Raw genomic sequence first — 20,427 nt, forward strand, 5'->3', positions numbered from 1 at the left:
AAAACTACCCGATAGTAGATCTTTCTTCGCGGGCCGTGCCGTGCTTACGGTTCCGCTATGACGAAACTCAAGGCTCCGGTTACCGTCCCGGCGGACACGGACGGCGACCTCGCGTCGCTGCGCGGCGACTGCGCCCGGATGGCTCCCCACTGGCACGTGCCCGCCGGGACGGCGGCCCGGCCGGTCTCCCCCTCGCTCATCCACGGGGTGAAGGTACCGAGCACGTCGGCCCGTCTGCTGGACGCGATGTCCGACTACGGCGACTGACCCGGCGCACGGAAGGGAACCGCACGCTCGCCCGCCGCGTCCCATCGACGTCCCCCGGAAAGGGGATGCGGGATACGACCCAAGGAGCGATGCGGTGAACACCGAGCGACCCGACAACGGCGACGCGGCCGAGCCCGACGGCGTCGAGCCCACCGGCACCCCGCGGGACGCCGATGACACCGTCGGGCCCGCCGGGAACGCCCAGCCACCCGGGGAGGACGGCGCGGACATCCCCGGCCCGCACGAGGGCGACGGGGACGGCGCGGACTCCGGGCCGCCCCGGCGCCGCTCCCCCGCGATCATCGCCTCCGTCGCCGCCGCGGTCCTGCTCGTCGGCGGTGGCGGGGCGTATCTCGCCGCGACGGCCTCCGACGGCTCGGACGGCGCCAACGGGGACACCTCCTCGGGGGCGCGCGGCACCGGCACGCCCCCTCCCCTGGCGCTCGACGGGTACTCCGAGGGTTCGGGGGGCTCCGACGGCTCCGACGGCGGGATCGCCCCCGGGGAGCCGAACCCCTACGGGGCCACCTACGAGGCGGACGGCACGCTGCCGGAAGGCCCGGAGTCGGCCGCCGTGTACCGGTCCTCGGGCACGGTCACCGAGGACGAGGTGACGCGGCTCGCCGAGGCGCTCGGCGTCACGGGGAAGCCGGTGCTCCAGGGGCAGTCCTGGCGGATCGGCGCGAAGGACGGATACGGGCCGGTGCTCCAGGTGAACCGGCAGGCGCCGGGCACCTGGACCTTCCAGCGGTACGCCCAGGGCCCCGACGCCTGTGAGTCGGACACCGTCTGCACGCAGAAGCCGGGCGGGCCCGGCGTGGACCCGGTCGGCGAGGCGGCCGCGAAGAAGGCGGCGGCGCCCGTGCTGAAGGCGGTCGGCCAGGACGGCGCCAAGCTGGACGCGGGTCAGGTCATGGGCTCCCAGCGGGTGGTGAACGCCGATCCGGTGGTCGGCGGGCTGCCCACCTACGGCTGGACCACCGGGGTGAGCGTCGGCGCGCAGGGCGAAGTGGTCGGCGGCAGCGGCCAGTTGAAGGCGCCGGTCAAGGGCGACACGTATCCCGTGCTGGCCGCCGAGGACACGCTGAAGCTGATGAACTCGACGCCCGGGGCCGCTCCGGGAGCGGGGATCGGCGGGTGCGCGAGCCCCGTACCGCTGGAGGACGGTTCCGAGGTGACCTGCGAGGCGGATGCGACGTCGCCCCCGAAGCAGGACGTCATCGAGGTCGAGAAGGCCGTGTTCGGGCTGGCCGCGCACCAGGTGGACGGGCGGCAGGCGCTGGTGCCCTCCTGGCTGTTCCAGGTCAGGGCGCCGGGCGCCGGGGACGCGTTCACGGTGACGCACCCGGCGGTCGAGCCGGAGTTCCTGACCTCGGCGGCGCCGTCCGCCGGCCCCTCCGACCCGTCCTCGCCGAAGCCGAGCGAGCCGGGTTCCGATCCGTCCACCCGGGACGTGACCGTGGAGGGCTACACCGCCGAGGGCCGGGAGCTGACCGTCTCGTTCCTGGGCGGGGTCTGCGCCGACTACGAGGTCGACGTGACCGAGAGCGGGGACGAGGTGACCGTCACGGTGACCGAGACGCCCTGGCCCGACAAGGTGTGCATCATGATCGCCAAGACCTACCACCGGACCGTGCCGCTGGACGAGCCGCTCGGTGACCGGAAGGTCGTGGGTGCGGACGGCGGGCCGGTCCCGCTGGAGAAGTCCGGGGCCCGGCTGCCGGACACCTCGACCGCCCGCTGAGGGTTCCCGGACACGACGAAGGCGGCACCCCCCACCGGGGGGCGCCGCCTTCGTCGTACTGGACCCGAGGGTCTAGCTGAAGGAGTCGCCGCAGGCGCAGGAGCCGGTGGCGTTCGGGTTGTCGATCGTGAAGCCCTGCTTCTCGATGGTGTCGACGAAGTCGATGGTGGCGCCGCCCAGGTACGGGGCGCTCATGCGGTCGGTGACGACCTTCACGCCGTCGAAGTCCTTCTCGACGTCGCCGTCGAGGGAGCGCTCGTCGAAGAAGAGCTGGTAGCGCAGGCCGGAGCAGCCGCCGGGCTGGACGGCGACACGCAGGGCGAGGTCGTCCCGGCCTTCCTGGTCGAGCAGGGCCCTGACCTTGGACGCGGCGGCGTCGGTCAGGACGATGCCGTCGGTGACGGTGCTGGTCTCGTCCGATACGGACATCTACATCTCTCCCGGGTTGTACGGAGACTGCTTGCCGACGGTTGCAACCGGCGGGGCCGCGGATTCATTCCGGGCCGGGCGCTTGCCCTACCGGTTCGTGCGGTTCCTCCTTCATGCTCGCACACGCTCCGGGGAGCGGAAAACGTCCCTTTCGGGAGTGAACGGCCGCAGGCAGGGATTCACGTCACACCGACACTATGCCCGTCGTCAAACTGACGTGAAGCGGTTATGATAGATAGCGTCATTTCGACGAAAAGCCAGATGGTGACCCCGTCGGTCCGGTGAGACCGGGCCGGCGAGCCGCAGAACAGAAAGGGTGCGTGTCGTGACCACCGCCCAGACCCAGGAGCTCGACGTAACGCCGACGCCCCTCGCCCTGCTGCTCCTCGGCCGTGCGGCCGACCCCAGGAGCGAGCGCGGTGTGGAGTGCCCCGGCGACCTGCCCTCGCCGTCCGACCCGGACCTGGTGGAGCGCGCCCGTGCGGCCAAGGAGAAGCTCGGCGACAAGGTCTTCGTCCTCGGCCACCACTACCAGCGCGACGAGGTCATCCAGTTCGCGGACGTCACCGGCGACTCCTTCAAGCTGGCCCGGGACGCCGCCGCGCGCCCCGAGGCCGAGTACATCGTCTTCTGCGGTGTGCACTTCATGGCGGAGTCCGCGGACATCCTGACCGGGGACGACCAGAAGGTGGTCCTCCCCGACCTCGCCGCCGGCTGCTCGATGGCCGACATGGCGACGGCCGAACAGGTCGCCGAGTGCTGGGACGTGCTGACCGAGGCCGGCGTAGCCGGGCAGGTCGTACCGGTCTCGTACATGAACTCCTCGGCCGACATCAAGGCGTTCACCGGGAAGCACGGCGGCCTGATCTGCACGTCGTCCAACGCGAAGCGGGCCCTGGACTGGGCCTTCGAGCAGGGTGAGAAGGTCCTCTTCCTGCCCGACCAGCACCTCGGCCGCAACACCGCGGTGCGGGACATGGGCATGTCGCTGGAGGACTGCGTCGTCTACAACCCGCACAAGCCGAACGGCGGTCTGACCGCCGAGGAGCTGCGGGCCGCGAAGATGATCCTGTGGCGCGGCCACTGCTCGGTGCACGGCCGCTTCTCGCTGGACTCGGTCAACGACGTGCGCGAGCGCATCCCGGGCGTCAACGTCCTGGTGCACCCCGAGTGCAAGCACGAGGTCGTCGCCGCGGCGGACTACGTCGGCTCGACCGAGTACATCATCAAGGCGCTGGAGGCGGCCCCGGCCGGTTCCAAGTGGGCCATCGGCACCGAGCTGAATTTGGTCCGCCGCCTGGCGAACCGGTTCGCCCCCGAGGGCAAGGAGATCGTCTTCCTCGACAAGACGGTCTGCTTCTGCTCGACCATGAACCGCATCGACCTGCCCCACCTGGTCTGGACCCTGGAGTCGCTGGCCGAGGGCAAGCTCGTCAACCGCATCGAGGTCGACAAGGAGACCGAGGCGTTCGCGAAGCTCGCCCTGGAGCGGATGCTGGCCCTGCCGTAGGCCACCCGCCCCGGCCCACTCACCCCGGCACGGGCTTCCGGCCGGGGTGGGCGGGGTCGAGGCTGAAGACGTCGCCCTCGGGGGTGGCGGCCACCAGGGCACCGCCGTGCGCGATGACCCGGGTCAGCTCCCAGGTCTGGTCCGTGACCCGCTCGGCGCGCGGCAGGGTCTCCCACAGGAGCGTGCCCCCGCGGGCGTCGAGGGCGGCCACCCGGCCGCTGGCGCTGGAGAGGTAGACGGCACGGGCGCGGGGGTCGTAGGTGACGGCGCCCGGCTTCTCCAGGCTGGTCCTGGTCCGCCACAGCCGCTCGCCGGTACGGGCCGACACCCCGGTCACCTGCCCCCCGGAGGCGGTGAACCACAGCATGCCGTCCGCGTGCGTCACGGTGCCCTCGAACTGCTCCGCCAGTTTCGTCGTACGGGCCTCACCGGTGTCCGGGTCGACCAGTCGGACGGCGGAGTGCGGGCCATCGTCGCCGATGGCCAGGTTGCCGTTCTCGTCCTCGGCCGGGTCCAGGAAGAGCAGCCGGCCGTCGAGTTCGCCGACCAGGACGCCCCGGTCGGGCACCGACAGGCGGTGACCCCAGCCGCCGGCGCGGTCGAAGCGCAGCAACAGGACCTCCTCGACCGGGGTCTTGTCGGCCCCGCACGCGAGCCAGGGCGCCTCCCCGAGGTGCGCCACCCCGCAGTACAGGCCCTCGGGCAGCTGCTGCGTCCAGCGCCCGGCGCCGGTGCGCGCCGAACGGGCGGTGACCGTGCGCCCGTCGCCGCCCGGGACGACGACGACATCCCCCAGCAGGAACGGGTGGTCGGCCCAGCGGTTGTTCACCTCGCGGTGCCAGAGCCGTTCGCCGGTGGCGGTGTCCAGGGCGGCGACCGAGGTGACGTACTCCTCGGAGTCCTCCGCGTGGTGCGTCTGCTCCACCAGCAGCGCGCCGTCCGCGAACCCCAGGAGGCCGAAGCTGTTCGTCCCCCCGCTCGTGGCGGGCGGCACCGGGCCCGCCCGCCAGAGGGCCCGTCCGGTGAGGCCGTCCAGGCGCACGGGCAGCACCCCGTCGCCCGCGCAGTAGATGTCGTCCGCGTGCTCCCGGCACTCCGGGCCGCTGCTGAGGATGTCGGTGCCGGAGACGTCGTCGCCCTGCTTCACCCCCCGCTCGGCGGTCGCGTACACGGTGGTCTGCCACGGCTGCCAGCCGCCGGGCGGCCCGGCCCAGCGGGAGGCGGCGGCCGGGCCGGCGTCGCTGCTCCAGCCGGGACCGCTCAGCAGGTACGCCGTCAGGCCGAGGGCCAGCGCGCCGACGGTGCCGGTCACGGCCCACAGGCGGCGCCCGCGACGGAGCCGGGCGCGCGGCTCCGGGCTCCCGGCGTCTTCCCGCGGGGCCTCGGCCGGCCGCACGGCGGCCCGCACGGCGCCCGCCGGTTCCTCCGGCAGGACCGCGGCCAGGTCGCGGGCCACCTCGTCCAGTCCGGGACGGTCCGCGGCCTCCTTCACCAGGCAGCGTTCCAGGACCGCCCTGAGCGGCGGGCGCAGGCCGTCCAGGACCGGTTCGTGGTGGACCACGCGGTACGCCGTGAGGTACGGGCTGTCCGTGTCGAAGGGGCCCCGGCCGGTGAGGGTGTACACCAGCAGCGCGCCGAGCGCGAAGACGTCCGAGGCGGGGCCCACCGAGCGGGCGTCGGTGAGCTGTTCCGGTGACATGAACGGCGGGGTGCCGATCATCTGGCCGGTCTCGGTGAGGGTGTGGTTCTCCGCGGCCCGGGAGATGCCGAAGTCGATGACCCGGGGGCCGTCCTCGGCCAGCAGGACGTTGGCCGGTTTCAGGTCGCGGTGGACGACTCCCGCCCGGTGGATGTCGCGCAGGGCCTCCACCAGGCCCAGCGCCAGGCGCCGCAGTTCGTCCTCGCCGAGCGGTCCCGCCTCCCGGATCCGCTCGGCGAGCGAGCGGCCGGGCACGTACTGGGTGGCCATCCAGGGCCGTGCCGCGTCCGGGTCGGCGTCCACGACCGGCGCGGTGAAGGCGCCGCTGACCTTGCGGACGGCCTCGATCTCCTGCCGGAACCGGGTGCGGAAGACGGTGTCCTCGGCGTACTGGGCGTGCACGACCTTGACCGCGACCTCGCGCCCGGAGCGCGATCTGCCCCGGTAGACGACGCCCATGCCACCGGCTCCCAGCCGGTCGACCAGCCGGTAGCCGCCGACCGACCTCGGATCGTCCCTGTGCAGCGGCACGCCCCGATCCCTCTCCCCCGTGCGTCAGTTGGGACCAAAGAATACGGCCGGGCCCCGTACCCGTGGGGAGGAGGCCCGGCCGTTGTCGGGGCGTCAGACGGCGGCGGGCTCCGGCTCGTCGGACGTCGACTGAGCGGGCAGGCCCGCCTTCTTCAGGCGCTTCGCCTCGCGCTTCTTCGCCCGGCGCTCCTTGCGGAGCTCCAGCATCGCGTAGAGCGTCGGGACGAGGAGCAGGGTGAGCAGCGTCGACGTGATCAGACCGCCGATCACCACCACCGCCAGCGGCTGGGCGATGAAGCCGCCCTCGCCGGTGACGCCGAGCGCCATCGGGAGCAGGGCGAAGATCGTCGCCAGGGCCGTCATGAGGATCGGGCGCAGGCGGTGCCGGCCACCCTCCACTACGGCCTCGACGACCCCGTAGCCCTGGGCGCGGTACTGGTTGATGAGGTCGATCAGCACGATCGCGTTGGTCACCACGATGCCGATCAGCATCAGCATGCCGATCATCGCGGGGACGCCCATCGGGGTGCCGGTGACGATCAGCAGGCCGATCGCGCCGGTGGCCGCGAAGGGGATCGAGACCAGCAGGATCAGCGGCTGGGCGAGCGAGCGGAAGGTCGCGACCAGCAGTATGAAGACGATCGCGATGGCCGCCAGCATGGCCAGGCCCAGGTTGGCGAACGCCTCGTCCTGGTCCTCGGAGACACCGCCGATCTCGGCCGTGGCGCCCGCGGGCAGGTCCAGGGCGTTGATCTTCGACTGGAGGTCGGCGCTGACCGCGCCGGTGTTGTCACCGGTCGGCTTGGCGGTGACGGTCGCGGCGCGCTGGCCGTCGATCCGGGTCATCGACACCGGACCGTCGACGACCTTCACGGTCGCCACGTCGGACAGCTTCACCGGGCCGAGCCGCAGCGCCTTCAGCTGGGCGAGCGTCTCGGCGGGCTTCGCCGAACGGATCACGATGTCGCGCTCGGTGTCGTCCAGGGTGGCCCGCGCCGCGGTGGTGCCGCGGACGGCCTGGGCGACGGCCGCGCCGAGGGTGGCGTCGTCGAAACCGGCGGCGGCCGCCTTGTCGTTGGCCCGCACCGAGATGCGCGGCACGCTCTGCGACAGGTCGCTGGTGACGTCGGTGACGTCGTCCAGACCGGCCACCGCCTCACGGACCTCCTCGGCGGCCTCGCGCAGCACCGCGCCGTCGGCGGCCTTCACGACCACGCTCAGGTCCTGGCTGCCGAAGCCGTCACCGGCCGCGATGGTGGTGGTGCCGATGCCGTCGAGCTTCGCCAGGCCGGCCTCGACACGGTCGACGACGTCCTCGGAGGACGCGGAGTCCTCCAGCATCACCGAGTAGGACGCCTGGTTGGTGTCGGTGCCGCCGCCGAAGGCCGCCATGAAGCCGGACGAGCCGATGGTGACCTGGAAGTCCTTGACGCCCTCGGTGTCGGCGAGGAGCCGCTCGACCTTCTTCGCCTGCTCGTCGGTGGCCGCCAGGCTGGTGCCGGGCTTCAACTCCTGCTTGACGGTGAGGACTTCCTGCTCGCCCTGGTCGAAGAAGTTGGTCTTCAGCAGCGGCGCCATGCCGAAGGTGCCGATCAGCACCACGACCGCGAGCGCGACGCTGGTCAGCCGACGCCGGGTCGCGAAGCGCAGCACGGGGACGTAGAGGCGCTGGAGGCGGCTCTTCGCCTCCTTCTCCTCCGCCTCCCGGCGGGCCTCGGCCGCGTCCTCGGGGGTGCCCTTGGGGGCCCGCAGGAACCAGTACGACAGCACCGGCACGACCGTCAGCGAGACCAGCAGGGACGCCAGCAGCGCCGCGGTCACGGTGAGGCTGAAGGAGCCGAACAGCGCGCCCACCATGCCGCCGACCAGGCCGATCGGCAGGAACACGGCGACCGTGGTGAGGGTCGAGGAGGTCACCGCGCCGGCCACCTCGCGGACCGCCTTGAGGATGGCCTCCTCGCGCTCCTCGCCGTAGCCGAGGTGCCGCTTGATGTTCTCCAGGACCACGATCGAGTCGTCGACGACCCGGCCGATGGCGATGGTGAGGGCGCCCAGGGTCAGCATGTTCAGGGAGAGGTCGCGCGTCCACAGCACGATCAGCGCGAGGACGACCGAGAGCGGGATGCTCACCGCGGTCACCAGCGTGGAGCGCACCGAGGCCAGGAAGACCAGGATGACCAGGACCGCGAAGAGCAGGCCGAGCGCGCCCTCGGTGGTCAGGCCGTCGATGGCCTTCGCCACCGCGGGGCCCTGGTCGCTGACGACGGTGATCTCGGCGCCCGCGCCGAGGTCCGCGCGCATCTGCGCCAGCTTGTCCTCGACCGCGTCGGAGATCGCGACGGCGCTGCCGTCCCGGTCCATGGTGACCATGACCGCGAGGCTCGGCTCGCCGTTGGTGCGGGTCAGGGAGTCGGCCGGGGCCTGCTCCTGCTCGACCGAGGCGACATCGGCGAGCCGGACCGGCTTGCCCTCGCCCTTGATCCGCAGGTCCTCGATCTGCTCCAGCGAGGTGAGGCCGCCGCCGACCTGGACGGTGCGGTTGGCGCCGTCCTCGTCGAAGGAGCCGGCCGGCACGGTCGCGCCGCCCGCCTGGAGGGCCTGGACGAGGGACTGGGCGGTCAGACCGGCCTTGGCCAGCTTCGCGTCGTCGGGGGTGACGGTGACCTGGAGGTCGCGCACGCCGTCGACGGTGACCTGGCCGACGCCGTCGATGCCCTTGAGGTCCGGTACGACCGTCCGGTCCAGCTCGTCGGCCAGGGCCTGCTGGTCGCGGTCGGCGGTGACGGCGAGGACCACGGTCGGCATGTCGTCGGTGGAACCGGCGACGACCTGCGGGTCGACGGTGTCCGGGAGCTGGGCCCCGGCCCGGTTGACGGCCTGCTGGACGTCGGCGACGAGCTGCTGGGTGTCGTTGCCGTAGTCGAAGGACGCCATGATCAGGGCGTTGCCCTCGCTGGCGGTGGAGGTGACGCCGGTGATCCCGTCGACTCCTTCGAGGCTGTCCTCGATGGGTTCGACGACCTGCTTCTCCACCACGTCCGGGGAGGCGCCCTGGTAGGGCGCGAGCACGGACACCATGGGCAGTTCTATGGACGGGAGCAGCTGCTGCTTGAGCTGCGGGATGGCGATCGCTCCGAAGGCGAGCGCGATGATCGACACGAGCCCGATCAGGGCTCTTTGCGCGAGGCTGAACCTGGACAGCCAGGACATGGGATCAGGGTCTCTCTTCAGCAGAGCGGCGGATGTTTCGGTGGCGTGCGCGCGGAGGTGCGCTCGCCCCTACACCCTGATCCATCCGGAACCCCGGATGCGTAGCTCCGAGGTCCCGTTCCTTATCCCGCGCATACTCCGGGCGCAGTACGACCGGAGGACCTCAGTCCACCTTCGGGCGTACCAGCCCCGACTCGTAGGCGATCACCACGAGCTGGGCCCGGTCCCGCGCGCCCAGTTTGGCCATGGCGCGGTTGACGTGGGTCTTGACGGTGAGCGGGCTGACTTCGAGGCGTTCGGCGATCTCGTCGTTGGAGTGGCCGCCCGCGACCTGCACCAGCACCTCCCGCTCGCGCACGGTGAGCGCGTCGAGCCGTTCGGCGCGGGCCGGGTCGCGGTCCTCGTCGGCGGTGCCGCCCTGGGCGAGGAAGCGGGCGATGAGGCCCTTGGTGGCGGCCGGGGAGAGCAGCGCCTCGCCGCCTGCGGCGACCCGGATGGCGTTGAGGAGTTCGTCGGGCTCGGAGCCCTTGCCCAGGAAGCCGGAGGCGCCGGCCCGCAGGGACCGTACGACGTAGTCGTCGACCTCGAAGGTGGTCAGTATGACCACCCTCACCTGGGCGAGGGAGGGGTCCTCGCTGATCATGCGGGTGGCGGCGAGCCCGTCGGTGCCGGGCATCCGGATGTCCATGAGCACGACGTCGGCCCGGTGTTCGCGGGCCAGCGCGACCGCCTCGGCGCCGTCGGATGCCTCGCCCACGACCTCCATGTCGGGCTCGGAGTCCACGAGGACGCGGAAGGCGCTGCGCAGCAGGGCCTGGTCGTCGGCGAGCAGGACGCGGATGGTCATACGGTCTTCTCCCCCGGCTCTCCCGCCCCGGCGGTACGGGTCTTCACGGGCAGGATCGCATGGACGCGGAAGCCGCCGCCGTAGCGGGGACCGGTGGTGAGGGTGCCGCGCAGGGCGGTGACGCGTTCGCGCATGCCGAGCAGTCCGTGGCCGCCGCCGGAGTCGGGGGCGCCGTCCCGCCGGGTGCCGTCGTCGAGGACGGTGATCTCCATGTGCGGCCCCACCCGGACCACGCTGACCTCGGCCTTCGCCTCGGTGCCCGCGTGCTTCTGCACATTGGTGAGGGCTTCCTGGATGACCCGGTACGCGGCGAGGCCGACGGCGGCCGGCAGGGTGGTGTCCTGGTCGGCGCGGGCCAGCTCGACCCGGAGTCCGGCGTTGCGGAAGGTGCCGACGAGTTCGTCGAGGCGGTCCAGGCCGGGGGCGGGTTCGGTGGGCGCCTCGGGGTCGCCGGACTGGCGGAGCAGGCCGACGGTGGCGCGCAGTTCGTTGAGCGCGGAGCGGCTGGCCTCGCGTACGTGGGCGAGGGCCTCCTTGGCCTGGTCGGGGCGCTTGTCCATGACATGGGCGGCGACTCCGGCCTGCACGTTGACCAGGGCGATGTGGTGGGCGACCACGTCGTGCAGGTCCCGGGCGATCCGCAGGCGTTCCTCGGCGACCCGGCGGCGGGCCTCCTCCTCCCGGGTCCGCTCGGCCCGCTCCGCGCGCTCCCGGATGGCGTCGACGAAGGCGCGGCGGCTGCGGATGGCGTCGCCGGCGGTGGCGGCCATACCGGTCCAGGCGAAGATCGCCAGGTTCTCCTGGGCGTACCAGGGCAGGGGGCCGGCGAGCATGGCGGCACCGGTCAGGACGGTCATGGTGAGCAGGCCGATCCGCCAGGTGGTGGGGCGGTCGGTGGCGGAGGCGACGGTGTAGAGCGCGACGACGGCGGACATGGCCACGGGGGCCCGGGGGTCGCTGGTGGTGCTGGCGATCACGGAGAGGGCCCCGGTGACGGCCAGGACGGTGCGCGGGGCGCTGCGCCGGAACACCAGGGCGACGGCGCCGAGCGTGATCAGGGCGAGGCTGAGGAGTTCGGGCCGGTGCAGGCTCCAGGTGACGCCGTCCTCACCGTGCGGGTCCACGAACGAGCCGGCCACCATGCAGACCAGGACGCCGGCCGCGATGGCCGCGTCCAGTGCCAGGGGATGCGCTGTGAGGTGGACTCGGGCGCGGTCGAGGATGTTCACGGCTGTTTACGGTAACCGGGGTCGCTGTGGCTGCGAATGGCGTGGGGCACACCCGGACCGCCGTCCCGGGACCGGGCGGGGCCCGCGGAGCCGGGCCGAGGGGGCGCTCAGCCCGGGATCAGTCCGTCGTCGCTCAGGAGTTCCCGGACGCCCTCCAGCGTCGCGTCCGGCGACGGCAGGATCAGTCCGGAGGGTTCCAGGGAGTCGTCCGGGAGGGGTTCGCCGAGTTCCCGGACCCTGGTGAGCAGGGCGTGAAGGGTACGGCGGAAGCCGGGACCGTCGCCGTTCTCCATCTCGGCCAGGAGCTCGTCGTCCAGTGCGTTCAGCTCGGTGAGGTGGCTGTCGGCCAGCCTCACCTGCCCCTCCCCCATGATCCGTACGATCATGTCGCCCTCCTAGGCGTGGGACCTACTGCTTGTCGAAGCGCGGGGTGTCCTGGGGCTGCTGGGCCTGCTGAGCGCCGTTGCCGCCCTCGATGGCCTGCTGGCCGGCGGAGGAGCCGCCCGCGAGTTCCGCCTTCATGCGCTGGAGTTCCAGCTCCACGTCCGTACCACCGGAGAGCCGGTCCAGCTCAGCCTGGATGTCGTCCTTGTGCATGCCGGACTGGTCGTCGAGGGCGCCGGAGGCGAGCAGTTCGTCGATGGCGCCCGCGCGGGCCTGGAGCTGGGCGGTCTTGTCCTCGGCGCGCTGGATCGCCAGTCCGACGTCGCCCATCTCCTCGGAGATGCCGGAGAACGCCTCGCCGATCCGGGTCTGCGCCTGGGCGGCGGTGTAGGTGGCCTTGATGGTCTCCTTCTTCGTGCGGAAGGCGTCGACCTTGGCCTGGAGCCGCTGTGCCGCGAGGGTGAGCTTCTCCTCCTCGCCCTGGAGCGTGGCGTGCTGGGTCTCCAGGTCGGTCACCTGCTGCTGGAGGGCGGCGCGGCGGGAGAGCGCCTCGCGGGCCAGGTCCTCGCGACCCAGCGCGAGCGCCTTGCGGCCCTGGTCCTCCAGCTTCGACGACTGCGACTGCAACTGGTTGAGCTGGAGCTCCAGGCGCTTGCGGCTGGTGGCGACGTCCGCGACGCCGCGCCGCACCTTCTGGAGCAGCTCCAGCTGCTTCTGGTACGAGTAATCGAGGGTCTCGCGCGGGTCCTCGGCCCGGTCAAGGGCCTTGTTCGCCTTCGCGCGGAAGATCATCCCCATACGCTTCATGACACCGCTCATGGGCTTCGCGCGCCCCCTTCTGACGGACCAGCTCCTGCTCCTGCGACAGAACCCACAGTACGGGCCCTGCATCCATTACCGCACTGTTCGGGGACGGATGCGCTCATCCCCAAGGACGACTGCGTACGCTCCGGCTCCGGCGTAGGGAGTAGGTGCCTCCCGGGGTTCCCGGAATCACGCGCGACGTCCGCTCTGTACCCCTGCATGACGCTCGGTGTTGCCGATTCGTTCCCCACCGGACTGGGGTCCATGCGCGGCGACCCCGTACCCTTGGGTTTTGTGTTCCGTAGCCGTGCCAAGGAAGAGAAGGCACCGGTCGCCGACAAGGCGCCGCTGACCGACTCCAAGCAGACCCGCGACCCGCAGGCCCCCAAGGGCCGGCCCACGCCCAAGCGCAGTGTGGCCCAGTCCCAGCGCCGCAGCGTCGCCCATACGCCGACCACGCGCAAGGAGGCGGCCAAGCGCTCCCGCGAGGAGCGCCGGGCCGCGCTCACGCGTCAGCGCGAGGCGCTGGCCAGCGGCGACGAGCGGTACCTGCCCGCCCGTGACAAGGGCCCGGTGCGCCGGTACGCCCGCGACTTCGTCGACTCGCGCTTCAACGTCGCCGAGTTCTTCCTGCCCATGGCCGTGATCATCCTCGTGCTGAGCATGGTCCGGGTGGGCGCGCTCCAGAGCATCGCGCTGCTGCTGTGGCTCGCCGTGATCGTGCTGATCGTGCTGGACTCGATCGCCACCGGCTTCCGTCTGAAGAAGCAGCTCAGGGAGCGCTTCCCGGACGACAGCAAGCGCGGTGCCGTCGCCTACGCGCTGATGCGTTCCCTCCAGATGCGCCGGCTGCGGCTGCCGAAGCCGCAGGTCAAGCGCGGGGAGCGGCGCTGAGCACGACGCCGCTTCCCGGGGGCCCGGCGGACGCCTGGCCGACCGGGCCGGGCGCACTGCGGGACGTCGTACGACAGGAACTGGTGGCCCGGCAGCTCGACGAGCAGATAGCCGGGCGCTTCCCCGTGGGGCGCCGGCTGCGGATCCTGGACGTCGGGATGGGCCGGGGCGCCCAGGCGCTGCGGCTGGTCCGGGCCGGGCACCAGGTGACCGGTCTGGAGCGGGACACGGGACTGATCTCCGCGGCCCGGGTGGCCCTGCGCTGCGAGCCGGACGGGGTCCGTGAGCGGATGCGGATCATCGAGGGCGACGGCCGGGACACCGGGGTGCACTTCCTGCCGGGCAGCTTCGACGTGGTGCTCTGTCATGGCGTCCTCATGCATGTCGAGGAACCCGATCCGCTGCTGGCGGGTCTGGCCCGGATGCTCGCCCCGGGCGGGCTGCTGTCGCTGCTGGTCCGCAACGGCGACGCGCTCGCGATGCGGCCGGGCCTGTCCGGCGACTGGCGGACGGCGCTGGCCGCCTTCGACACCACCGCACACCTCCCCCACGCCCGCTCGGCGGACGCCCACGAGGGGACCCCGGCCCGTCCGGTGCCCGGCGGACGGGCGGACCGGCTGGCCACGCTGACCGCGACCCTCGCCGGGATCGGCGCCCCGCTGCACTCCTGGTACGGCGTGCGGGTCTTCACCGACCTGGCCGCCGACGACGCGGAGCTGCCGGGCGAGACGGACACCATGCTCGCGGCCGAGGAGCGGGCCGGCCGCACCGATCCGTACCGCGGGATCGCGGGGCTGCTGCATCTGTGCGGGGTGCGGGGCTGAGCCCCGTTCGGGCGTCCAACGGGGGCCGGGCGCACCGCCCGACATGAGACTCGGGGCATGACCGCCTCCCCCGTCCGCGCCCTGACCGGCGCCGCGGCACTGCTCTGTCTCCTCGTCCCGGCCGCCACCGGGTGCACCGGCTCCGGCACGGGACCCAACGCGCGGGCGGACGCGACGACAACCCAGGCGGCGGTGCCCGCGGCGGCGAACGACCTCCAGGACGACTACCGGACCGTGATCCGGGACGTCCTGCCGTCGGTCGTGCAGATCCGGGCCAGCCGCGACCTGGGCTCCGGGGTGGTGTACGACGACCGGGGGCACATCGTCACCAACGCGCACGTCGTCGGGGACGACCGGACGTTCCGGGTGACGACCGCCCACAGCGAGCAGGAGCTGTCGGCGCGGCTCGTGCTCTCCTACCCGCAACAGGACCTGGCGGTGATCAGGCTCGACCGGGTACCGGACGGTCTGGAGCCCGCCCGCTTCGCGGACTCCGCCGAGGTCGAGGTGGGTCATATCGTCCTGGCGATGGGCTCACCGCTCGGGCTGTCCTCCAGCGTCACCCAGGGGATCGTCTCGGCGACCGGGCGGACCGTCACCGAGGGCGGCTCCGACGGCGGCACCGGCGCCACGCTGGGCAACATGGTGCAGACCTCGGCGGCGATCAACCCGGGGAACAGCGGGGGCGCGCTGGTGAACCTGGAGAGCGAGGTCATCGGCATCCCGACGCTGGCCGCCGCCGATCCCGTGGCGGGCGACGCGGCGTCCGGGATCGGGTTCGCCATCCCCTCCTCGACGGTGCGGAAGGTCGCCGACCAGATCGTCGCGGACGGCAGGGTCACGGAGTCCGGGCGGGCGGCGCTCGGCATCACCGCCCGGACGGTCGTCGACGACGACTACCGGGCCGCGGGGGCCGCCGTGGTCGAGGTCAAGGACGGCGGGGCGGCGGACGAGGCCGGGCTGCGGCCCGGGGACGTGATCACCGGGCTCGGCGACACGGACATCACGACCGTCACCTCGCTCGCCGAGGCGCTCGCGGCGCGGGAGCCGGGCGAGCGGACCACGGTGACCTACACCCGGGACGGTGCCCGGCGGACGGTGGACGTGACGCTCGGCGAGCAGTGAGACGGGGGCGGCCCGCTCGCGCGTGACCGCCCCCGTACCCGCGCGGTGCGCTCAGTCCTCGGCGTGCAGGCTCATCGGACCGTAGATCTCGGTGGTGTCCTCGAACAGGTGTACCTGGTCCACGCCTCCGGCGACGAGGTCCTTCCAGACCTCGCCGATCCAGGACTCGGCGTCTCCCTGCGTGGTGAACTCCTCGGGCTCCACCGCGGGCGCGGTCTCCGTCCCGTCGGCCTTCTCGAACCGCCACGTCCATGTAGCCATGCAGCCTCCCAGGTGAGCTGTCGTGGGCGTCAGCCTATGCGCTGGGACGGTCCGGCCGAAGAAGATCCCCTGGTTGGTGATCCGCGGGTGCCCGGTGATCGGCGGGCCCGCCCTTCCCCGTGCCCCCCGAAGGGCGCCCCAGCCGAGCACTCCGTGACATGACCGGTGAAAATCGAGGCGTGGAACTGACTCTGCTCGGCACCGGCGCCCCGGCGGGCCTGCCCCGCCCCGACTGTCCCTGCGCGGTCTGCGCGACCGCGCTCGGAGCGGAGGCACGGGCGGCCACGGCACTGCTCGTCGACGGGGCGCTGCTGCTGGACCTGACACCCGGCGCCGCGTTCGCCGCCGCGCGGGCGGGTTCCTCGCTGGCGGGCGTCCAGCAGGTGCTGCTCTCCCACCCGCACGACGGACCGGCGGTGGAGGTGCCCGCCGGGCTGCCCGCGCCGGCCCGGGTGCCGGACGGACGGGAGCTGGCCCTGCTGACGGGGCACCGGGTGCGGGCGCTGGCGATGGACGCGGGCGGCACCGGGTACGCGGTGACCGGGCCGGACGGCGAGCGGCTGCTGTACCTGCCGCGGGGCAGCGCGCCGGCCGGCTTCGACAACGGTGACTCCGGGACGTACGACCTGGTCGTCGCGGACGTGCTCGCGCGGCCGGACGCCCTGGCGCGGCTGCGGGCGGTGGGCGCCGTCGGGCCCACCACGGACGTGGTCGCCGTCCATCTGGACCATGACGTGCCGCCGGGGCGCGAGTTGCGGCGGCGGCTGGCGTCCCTGGGGGCGCGGGCGGTGCCGGACGGGACGACGCTCCACGTGGGCACCTACGCGCAGGTGCCGGACGTGCCGCGGCGGACCCTGGTGCTGGGCGGCGCCCGGTCGGGGAAGTCGGTGGAGGCGGAACGGCGTCTGGAGGCCTTCCCCGACGTGCTGTACGTGGCCACCGGCGGGCTGCGGGGCGGGGACACGGAGTGGGTGGCCCGGGTGACCGCGCACCGCGAGCGGCGGCCGGGCTCCTGGCGGACGACCGAGACCTGCGACCTGGTGCCGCTGCTCGCGGAGGAGGGCGCGCCACTGCTGATCGACTGTCTGTCGCTGTGGCTGACGGACGCGATGGACTCGGTGGGCGCCTGGGACGACGCGGTCTGGGCGGAGGGCGGGGAGCGGGCCCTGCGGGAACGGGTCGGGGAGCTGACCGGGGCCGTGCGAGCGGCGCGGCGGACGGTGGTGGCCGTGTCGAACGAGGTGGGTTCGGGCATCGTCCCGGCGACCGCCTCGGGGCGCCGGTACCGCGACGAACTGGGGCGGCTGAACGCCGCCTTCGCGGGCGAGTGCGAGCACGTGCTGCTGGTGGTGGCCGGGCAGGCGCTGCCGCTGAAGGGCTGAGGCCGGGCAGGCGCTGCCGCTGAAGGGCTGAGGCCGGGCGGGCGCTGCCCCTGAAGGGCTGAGGCCGGTCAGGCCGGTTCCTTGCGGGCGATGACCCGGTAGGTGTTGGCGAACGGGGTGCGGCGCAGCAGGGGGGCCAGGGTGTGGTCCGTCGCGGTGGCCGTCAGGACCAGGGGTCTGGTCGTCCGCAGCAGGGCGGTGCGCAGGCCGCGTTGCAGGTCCGTCGGCGCGGCCGGGCGCCAGGGCGCGTCCGGGGGCGGGGCGAGGCGGGACAGGGCCAGTGCCGTCGCCCGGGTGAGGTCGGTGGGGGTGTGGGCCTCGGTCCGGCCGGCGGAGACGATCACGCAGGACTGGGCCGTCAGCTCCGCGCGGATGTTCTCCAGGGGCATGAGGTGGAGGTGGCGGGGCTGGGTGTGGGCGTGCCACCAGCGGCCCAGCAGCCTGGCGAAGGCGCTGTGCGGGTCGGGGAGTTGCAGCAGCAGGTGGCCGCCGGGGCGCAGCGCGGTCAGGGCGGCGCGCAACTGGGCGCGCGGGTCGGCGGTGTGCGTCAGGTGGTGCAGGACGCTCACCACGTCGTAGCGGGAGCGGAGCCGGGCCGCCAGGTGGGGGTTGGCCGGATCGCCCGCGTACGCCTCCTCCACCCGGCCTGCGGCGCGGGCGCGTTCGACCCGGGCGGTGGGGTCGACGCCGTCGAAGGAGGTGTAGGGGAAGACCTCCTTCGCCACCGCCGGGAACGCCGCGTCGCCGGTGCCGATGTCCAGCCAGCTCTCCGGTTCGGGGAAGGGGAGCATCGCGCGGGCGGTGGCGAGCAGCCGGCGGCGGCCGGGACGGTCCTGCGGGTAGGGGTCCCGGGTGTAGAAGGCGAGGCCGGCCGGGGTGAGGCCGGGGTTCTGGAAGGCGTGGGCGCAGTCGCGGCACTCGTCGAGCGTGAACCGGCCCGGCTTGTGCTGGAGCAGGTCCGGCGCGGTGAGCCGGGTGCGCAGGCGCGGCGAACCGCACCAGGGGCACTCCCCGCTGCGGGGTTCGTGGAACCGGTCGGTTCCCTGGGCGAGTTCGGCGAGGTAGGCGGCACGGCGGGCGGACATGGGCGGCTCCGGGCACGAGGGACGTACGACAATCCGCGGCAAAACGGAACGTATGGGATCGCGATCTTGGGTGCAACGACGTCACGCCGGAACGGGGGTGACGTGGCGGGGCTTTCCGGTGGCGATGTGGCGGCGTTCCGTTCGAGCGGTGCCGGTACTGTTCGGCGAATGAGCTCGCTTAACCTCGACGACTTCACCGATCTCATCGAGCGCCCCGACGGCGGGGTGCGCCGCGACGCGGAGGCTCGCCGGGAGCGTCAGACCGTGCCGCCCGGGTCACTGGGCCGCCTCGACGACCTGGGCGAGTGGCTGGCCGCCGCGCAGGGCGCCGTGCCGGTGCGGCCGGTCGAACGGCCCCGGGTGGTGCTGTTCGCCGGTGACCACGGGATCGCCGAACTGGGTGTCTCCGCGCGCCCCGCGGGCAGCGCCGGTCAGCTGGTGCGGGACGTGCTGGAGGGCGCCCGGCCGGTGTCCGTGCTCGCCCGGCGCCTGGACGTCCCGGTCCGGATCGTCGACATGGGCCTGGACTGCGACCCCGGCACCCTGCCCGAGGACGTCGTACGGCACCGGGTGCGGCGCGGCAGCGGACGGATCGACGTCGAGGACGCCCTGACCCTCGAAGAGGCGGAGGCCGCGTTCCGCGCCGGCGTCGCGGTGGCCGACGAGGAGGCCGACTCCGGCACCGATCTGGTGGTGCTCGGCGATGTGAGCGTGGGCGGGACCACCGTCGCCGGTGTGCTGGTCGCCGCCCTGTGCGGGACGGACGCCTCGGTGGTCACCGGGCGCGGTGGGCTCGCCATCGACGACCTGGCCTGGATGCGCAAGTGCGCGGCGATCCGGGACGCGCTGCGGCGGGCCCGGCCGGTCCTCGGGGACCAGCTCCGGCTGCTGGCCACGGTGGGCGGCGCGGACCTCGCGGCGATCACCGGGTTCCTGCTCCAGAGCGCGGTGCGCAAGATGCCGGTGATCCTCGACGGTGTGGTGGTGGCCGCCTGCGCCCTGGTGGGGCAGCGGGTCGCGTTCCGGGCGCCGGACTGGTGGCTGGCCGCGCACGACAGCGGGGAGCCGGGGCAGGCGAAGGCGCTGGACCGGATGGCGCTGGAGCCGCTGCTCACCCAGGGCGTGACGGTCGGCGAGGGCGCGGGCGCGCTGCTGGCCCTGCCGCTGGTCCAGGCCGCGGCGGCGCTCTCCGCGGAACTCCCGGAACAACCGGAGGAACCGAAGGAGCCGAAGGACGAGGACGCGCCGGAGCTGTAGACGCCGGTAGATCAGCCCCTCCGGCGTTTGAGGAGCGGGGGTCCGGGGGCGGAGCCCCCGGGGACGGGAAGGGAAGGGGCGGCGGGGGCGAGAACCGAGCCCCGGCCCCCCCCAAGTCACCGGATCAGCGCGGCTCCGGAAGTTCCTTCGGCTCTTCCGGCGCGCCGCCGATCCAGTCCTGAAGCTTCCGGCTGGGCCCGGACCAACGACGGTCGTGACGGTAGGAACGCAGCATGGACCGCGCACGGGCCCGGGGCCTGCGGGCGTAGACCCGACGCGCCCACAGCGACCCCGGCCGGGCCAGGCGGACCGCGCCGACCAGCGCGAGGACCGGCACGATCACCCCGAACACCGCCAGCCTGATCTTCCCCTTGAAGAGGGCGATCAGCGAGAAGACGAAGTTCGTCGCGACCGTGGAGATGACCGTGCCGCGGTCCTGGAGTTCGTCGTCGCTGAGGTCGTTGACGCCGAACGGCGAGAACCCGGAGAGGACCAGACCGACCAGCGCCGCGGTGAGGACGACCGCCTCCACGCTCTTGCGGCCCTCCTCGGTCCAGTAGACGTCCTGCAGGTGCAGGATCAGGGCGAACTCGTCGAGGACCAGCCCGGCCCCGATGCCGAAGACCACGGCGCACACGGCGGAACCGAAGCCGTGGCGGCCGCTGGCGACCGCGCCGAAGCCGCCGAGGATGGTGAGGATCACTCCGGGCACCACGTGGTGGATGTGCACCCCGCCCGAGCTGATGTTGCCGAAGGGGCCCTTCCCCGCGCGGATGAGACGGGTGATCAGCCGGGTGACCAGGAAGGTGATCACGAACGAGGCCAGCGCGAGGAGGAGGGGCAGCTTGCCCGGCTCGACGAAGTTGCGGTACAGCCATTGCCCCATGGACCGAGTGTGACCGGGGCCGCCGGGCGGTGCCGCCCGGGTTGGGCCGCCTGACGTAA

Annotated in this window: 18 protein-coding genes; 8 read left to right on the plus strand and 10 right to left on the minus strand. The window is 73.1% G+C overall.

What is annotated here, in order from left to right:
- Positions 1-57 precede the first annotated feature (57 nt).
- Both AB0E07_RS00980 and AB0E07_RS00985 read left to right on the plus strand, forming a co-directional pair.
- On the plus strand, positions 58-267 hold the full coding sequence (locus tag AB0E07_RS00980) for a hypothetical protein (protein WP_362244969.1): 210 nt from the start codon (positions 58-60) through the stop codon (positions 265-267).
- Between the two features lie 94 nt (positions 268-361).
- Positions 362-2,011 (plus strand): hypothetical protein, encoded by a 1,650-nt coding sequence (locus tag AB0E07_RS00985; protein WP_362244971.1) that lies wholly within the window; start codon positions 362-364, stop codon positions 2,009-2,011.
- 72 nt (positions 2,012-2,083) lie between these two features.
- On the opposite strand, the gene AB0E07_RS00990 is transcribed toward AB0E07_RS00985, so the two are convergent.
- Positions 2,084-2,440 carry an iron-sulfur cluster assembly accessory protein gene (locus tag AB0E07_RS00990; protein ID WP_269658862.1) on the minus strand — a complete coding sequence of 119 codons (357 nt, stop codon included), beginning with the start codon at positions 2,438-2,440 and terminating at the stop codon, positions 2,084-2,086.
- A 325-nt stretch (positions 2,441-2,765) separates the two neighbouring features.
- Between AB0E07_RS00990 and nadA the strand changes: the two genes are divergently transcribed.
- Complete coding sequence (nadA, locus tag AB0E07_RS00995) at positions 2,766-3,950, plus strand: quinolinate synthase NadA (RefSeq protein WP_362244974.1); 1,185 nt, start codon at positions 2,766-2,768, stop codon at positions 3,948-3,950.
- Positions 3,951-3,969: 19 nt separating this feature from the next.
- On the opposite strand, the gene AB0E07_RS01000 is transcribed toward nadA, so the two are convergent.
- The 6 genes from AB0E07_RS01000 to AB0E07_RS01025 form a co-directional block, all read right to left on the minus strand.
- Positions 3,970-6,180: a serine/threonine-protein kinase gene (locus tag AB0E07_RS01000; protein WP_362244976.1), complete on the minus strand. Its 2,211-nt coding sequence runs from the start codon at positions 6,178-6,180 to the stop codon at positions 3,970-3,972.
- Positions 6,181-6,273: 93 nt separating this feature from the next.
- Positions 6,274-9,390, minus strand: coding sequence for an efflux RND transporter permease subunit (locus tag AB0E07_RS01005; RefSeq protein WP_362244978.1), 3,117 nt, complete (start codon positions 9,388-9,390; stop codon positions 6,274-6,276).
- Positions 9,391-9,553: 163 nt separating this feature from the next.
- Positions 9,554-10,237 carry a response regulator transcription factor gene (locus AB0E07_RS01010; RefSeq protein ID WP_362244980.1) on the minus strand — a complete coding sequence of 228 codons (684 nt, stop codon included), beginning with the start codon at positions 10,235-10,237 and terminating at the stop codon, positions 9,554-9,556.
- Complete coding sequence (locus AB0E07_RS01015) at positions 10,234-11,466, minus strand: histidine kinase (protein ID WP_362244982.1); 1,233 nt, start codon at positions 11,464-11,466, stop codon at positions 10,234-10,236. The genes AB0E07_RS01010 and AB0E07_RS01015 overlap by 4 nt, the downstream gene beginning before the upstream one ends.
- 107 nt (positions 11,467-11,573) lie before the next feature.
- Positions 11,574-11,852: a hypothetical protein gene (locus AB0E07_RS01020; protein ID WP_362244984.1), complete on the minus strand. Its 279-nt coding sequence runs from the start codon at positions 11,850-11,852 to the stop codon at positions 11,574-11,576.
- A gap of 22 nt (positions 11,853-11,874) precedes the next feature.
- Positions 11,875-12,642: a PspA/IM30 family protein gene (locus AB0E07_RS01025; RefSeq protein WP_362245733.1), complete on the minus strand. Its 768-nt coding sequence runs from the start codon at positions 12,640-12,642 to the stop codon at positions 11,875-11,877.
- 231 nt (positions 12,643-12,873) lie between these two features.
- Here AB0E07_RS01025 and AB0E07_RS01030 point away from each other — a divergent pair, with 231 nt between their 5' ends.
- The 3 genes from AB0E07_RS01030 to AB0E07_RS01040 all read left to right on the plus strand — a co-directional run bounded on the left by AB0E07_RS01030 (position 12,874) and on the right by AB0E07_RS01040 (position 15,497).
- Positions 12,874-13,548 (plus strand): DUF3043 domain-containing protein, encoded by a 675-nt coding sequence (locus AB0E07_RS01030; RefSeq protein WP_362244986.1) that lies wholly within the window; start codon positions 12,874-12,876, stop codon positions 13,546-13,548.
- Between the two features lie 83 nt (positions 13,549-13,631).
- Positions 13,632-14,372, plus strand: a complete 741-nt coding sequence (locus tag AB0E07_RS01035; RefSeq protein WP_362244988.1) for a methyltransferase domain-containing protein — start codon at positions 13,632-13,634, stop codon at positions 14,370-14,372.
- 57 nt (positions 14,373-14,429) lie between these two features.
- Positions 14,430-15,497: a trypsin-like peptidase domain-containing protein gene (locus AB0E07_RS01040; RefSeq protein WP_362244990.1), complete on the plus strand. Its 1,068-nt coding sequence runs from the start codon at positions 14,430-14,432 to the stop codon at positions 15,495-15,497.
- 51 nt (positions 15,498-15,548) lie between these two features.
- Here the strand turns inward: AB0E07_RS01040 and AB0E07_RS01045 are convergent, their stop codons facing one another.
- The gene (locus AB0E07_RS01045; protein ID WP_362244992.1) at positions 15,549-15,758 is read right to left on the minus strand and encodes a hypothetical protein; all 210 of its coding nucleotides are present in this window, start codon (positions 15,756-15,758) and stop codon (positions 15,549-15,551) included.
- Positions 15,759-15,937: 179 nt separating this feature from the next.
- On the opposite strand from AB0E07_RS01045, the gene AB0E07_RS01050 reads away from it, so the two are divergent.
- Positions 15,938-17,140, plus strand: coding sequence for a bifunctional adenosylcobinamide kinase/adenosylcobinamide-phosphate guanylyltransferase (locus AB0E07_RS01050; RefSeq protein ID WP_362244994.1), 1,203 nt, complete (start codon positions 15,938-15,940; stop codon positions 17,138-17,140).
- 68 nt (positions 17,141-17,208) lie between these two features.
- Here the strand turns inward: AB0E07_RS01050 and AB0E07_RS01055 are convergent, their stop codons facing one another.
- A complete protein-coding gene (locus tag AB0E07_RS01055) occupies positions 17,209-18,225 on the minus strand; it encodes a class I SAM-dependent methyltransferase (RefSeq protein ID WP_362244996.1) in 1,017 nt (338 codons plus the stop codon).
- A 168-nt stretch (positions 18,226-18,393) separates the two neighbouring features.
- Between AB0E07_RS01055 and cobT the strand changes: the two genes are divergently transcribed.
- Positions 18,394-19,482, plus strand: coding sequence for a nicotinate-nucleotide--dimethylbenzimidazole phosphoribosyltransferase (gene cobT, locus AB0E07_RS01060; protein WP_362244998.1), 1,089 nt, complete (start codon positions 18,394-18,396; stop codon positions 19,480-19,482).
- A 124-nt stretch (positions 19,483-19,606) separates the two neighbouring features.
- Here cobT and AB0E07_RS01065 read toward each other — a convergent pair whose 3' ends face one another.
- Entirely contained in the window at positions 19,607-20,368 is a 762-nt protein-coding gene (locus tag AB0E07_RS01065) for a hypothetical protein (protein ID WP_362245000.1), read from the minus strand.
- Positions 20,369-20,427: the final 59 nt, after the last annotated feature.

It is taken from the genome of Streptomyces sp. NPDC048002, assembly GCF_040653275.1.
Taxonomy (GTDB): Bacteria; Actinomycetota; Actinomycetes; order Streptomycetales; family Streptomycetaceae; genus Streptomyces.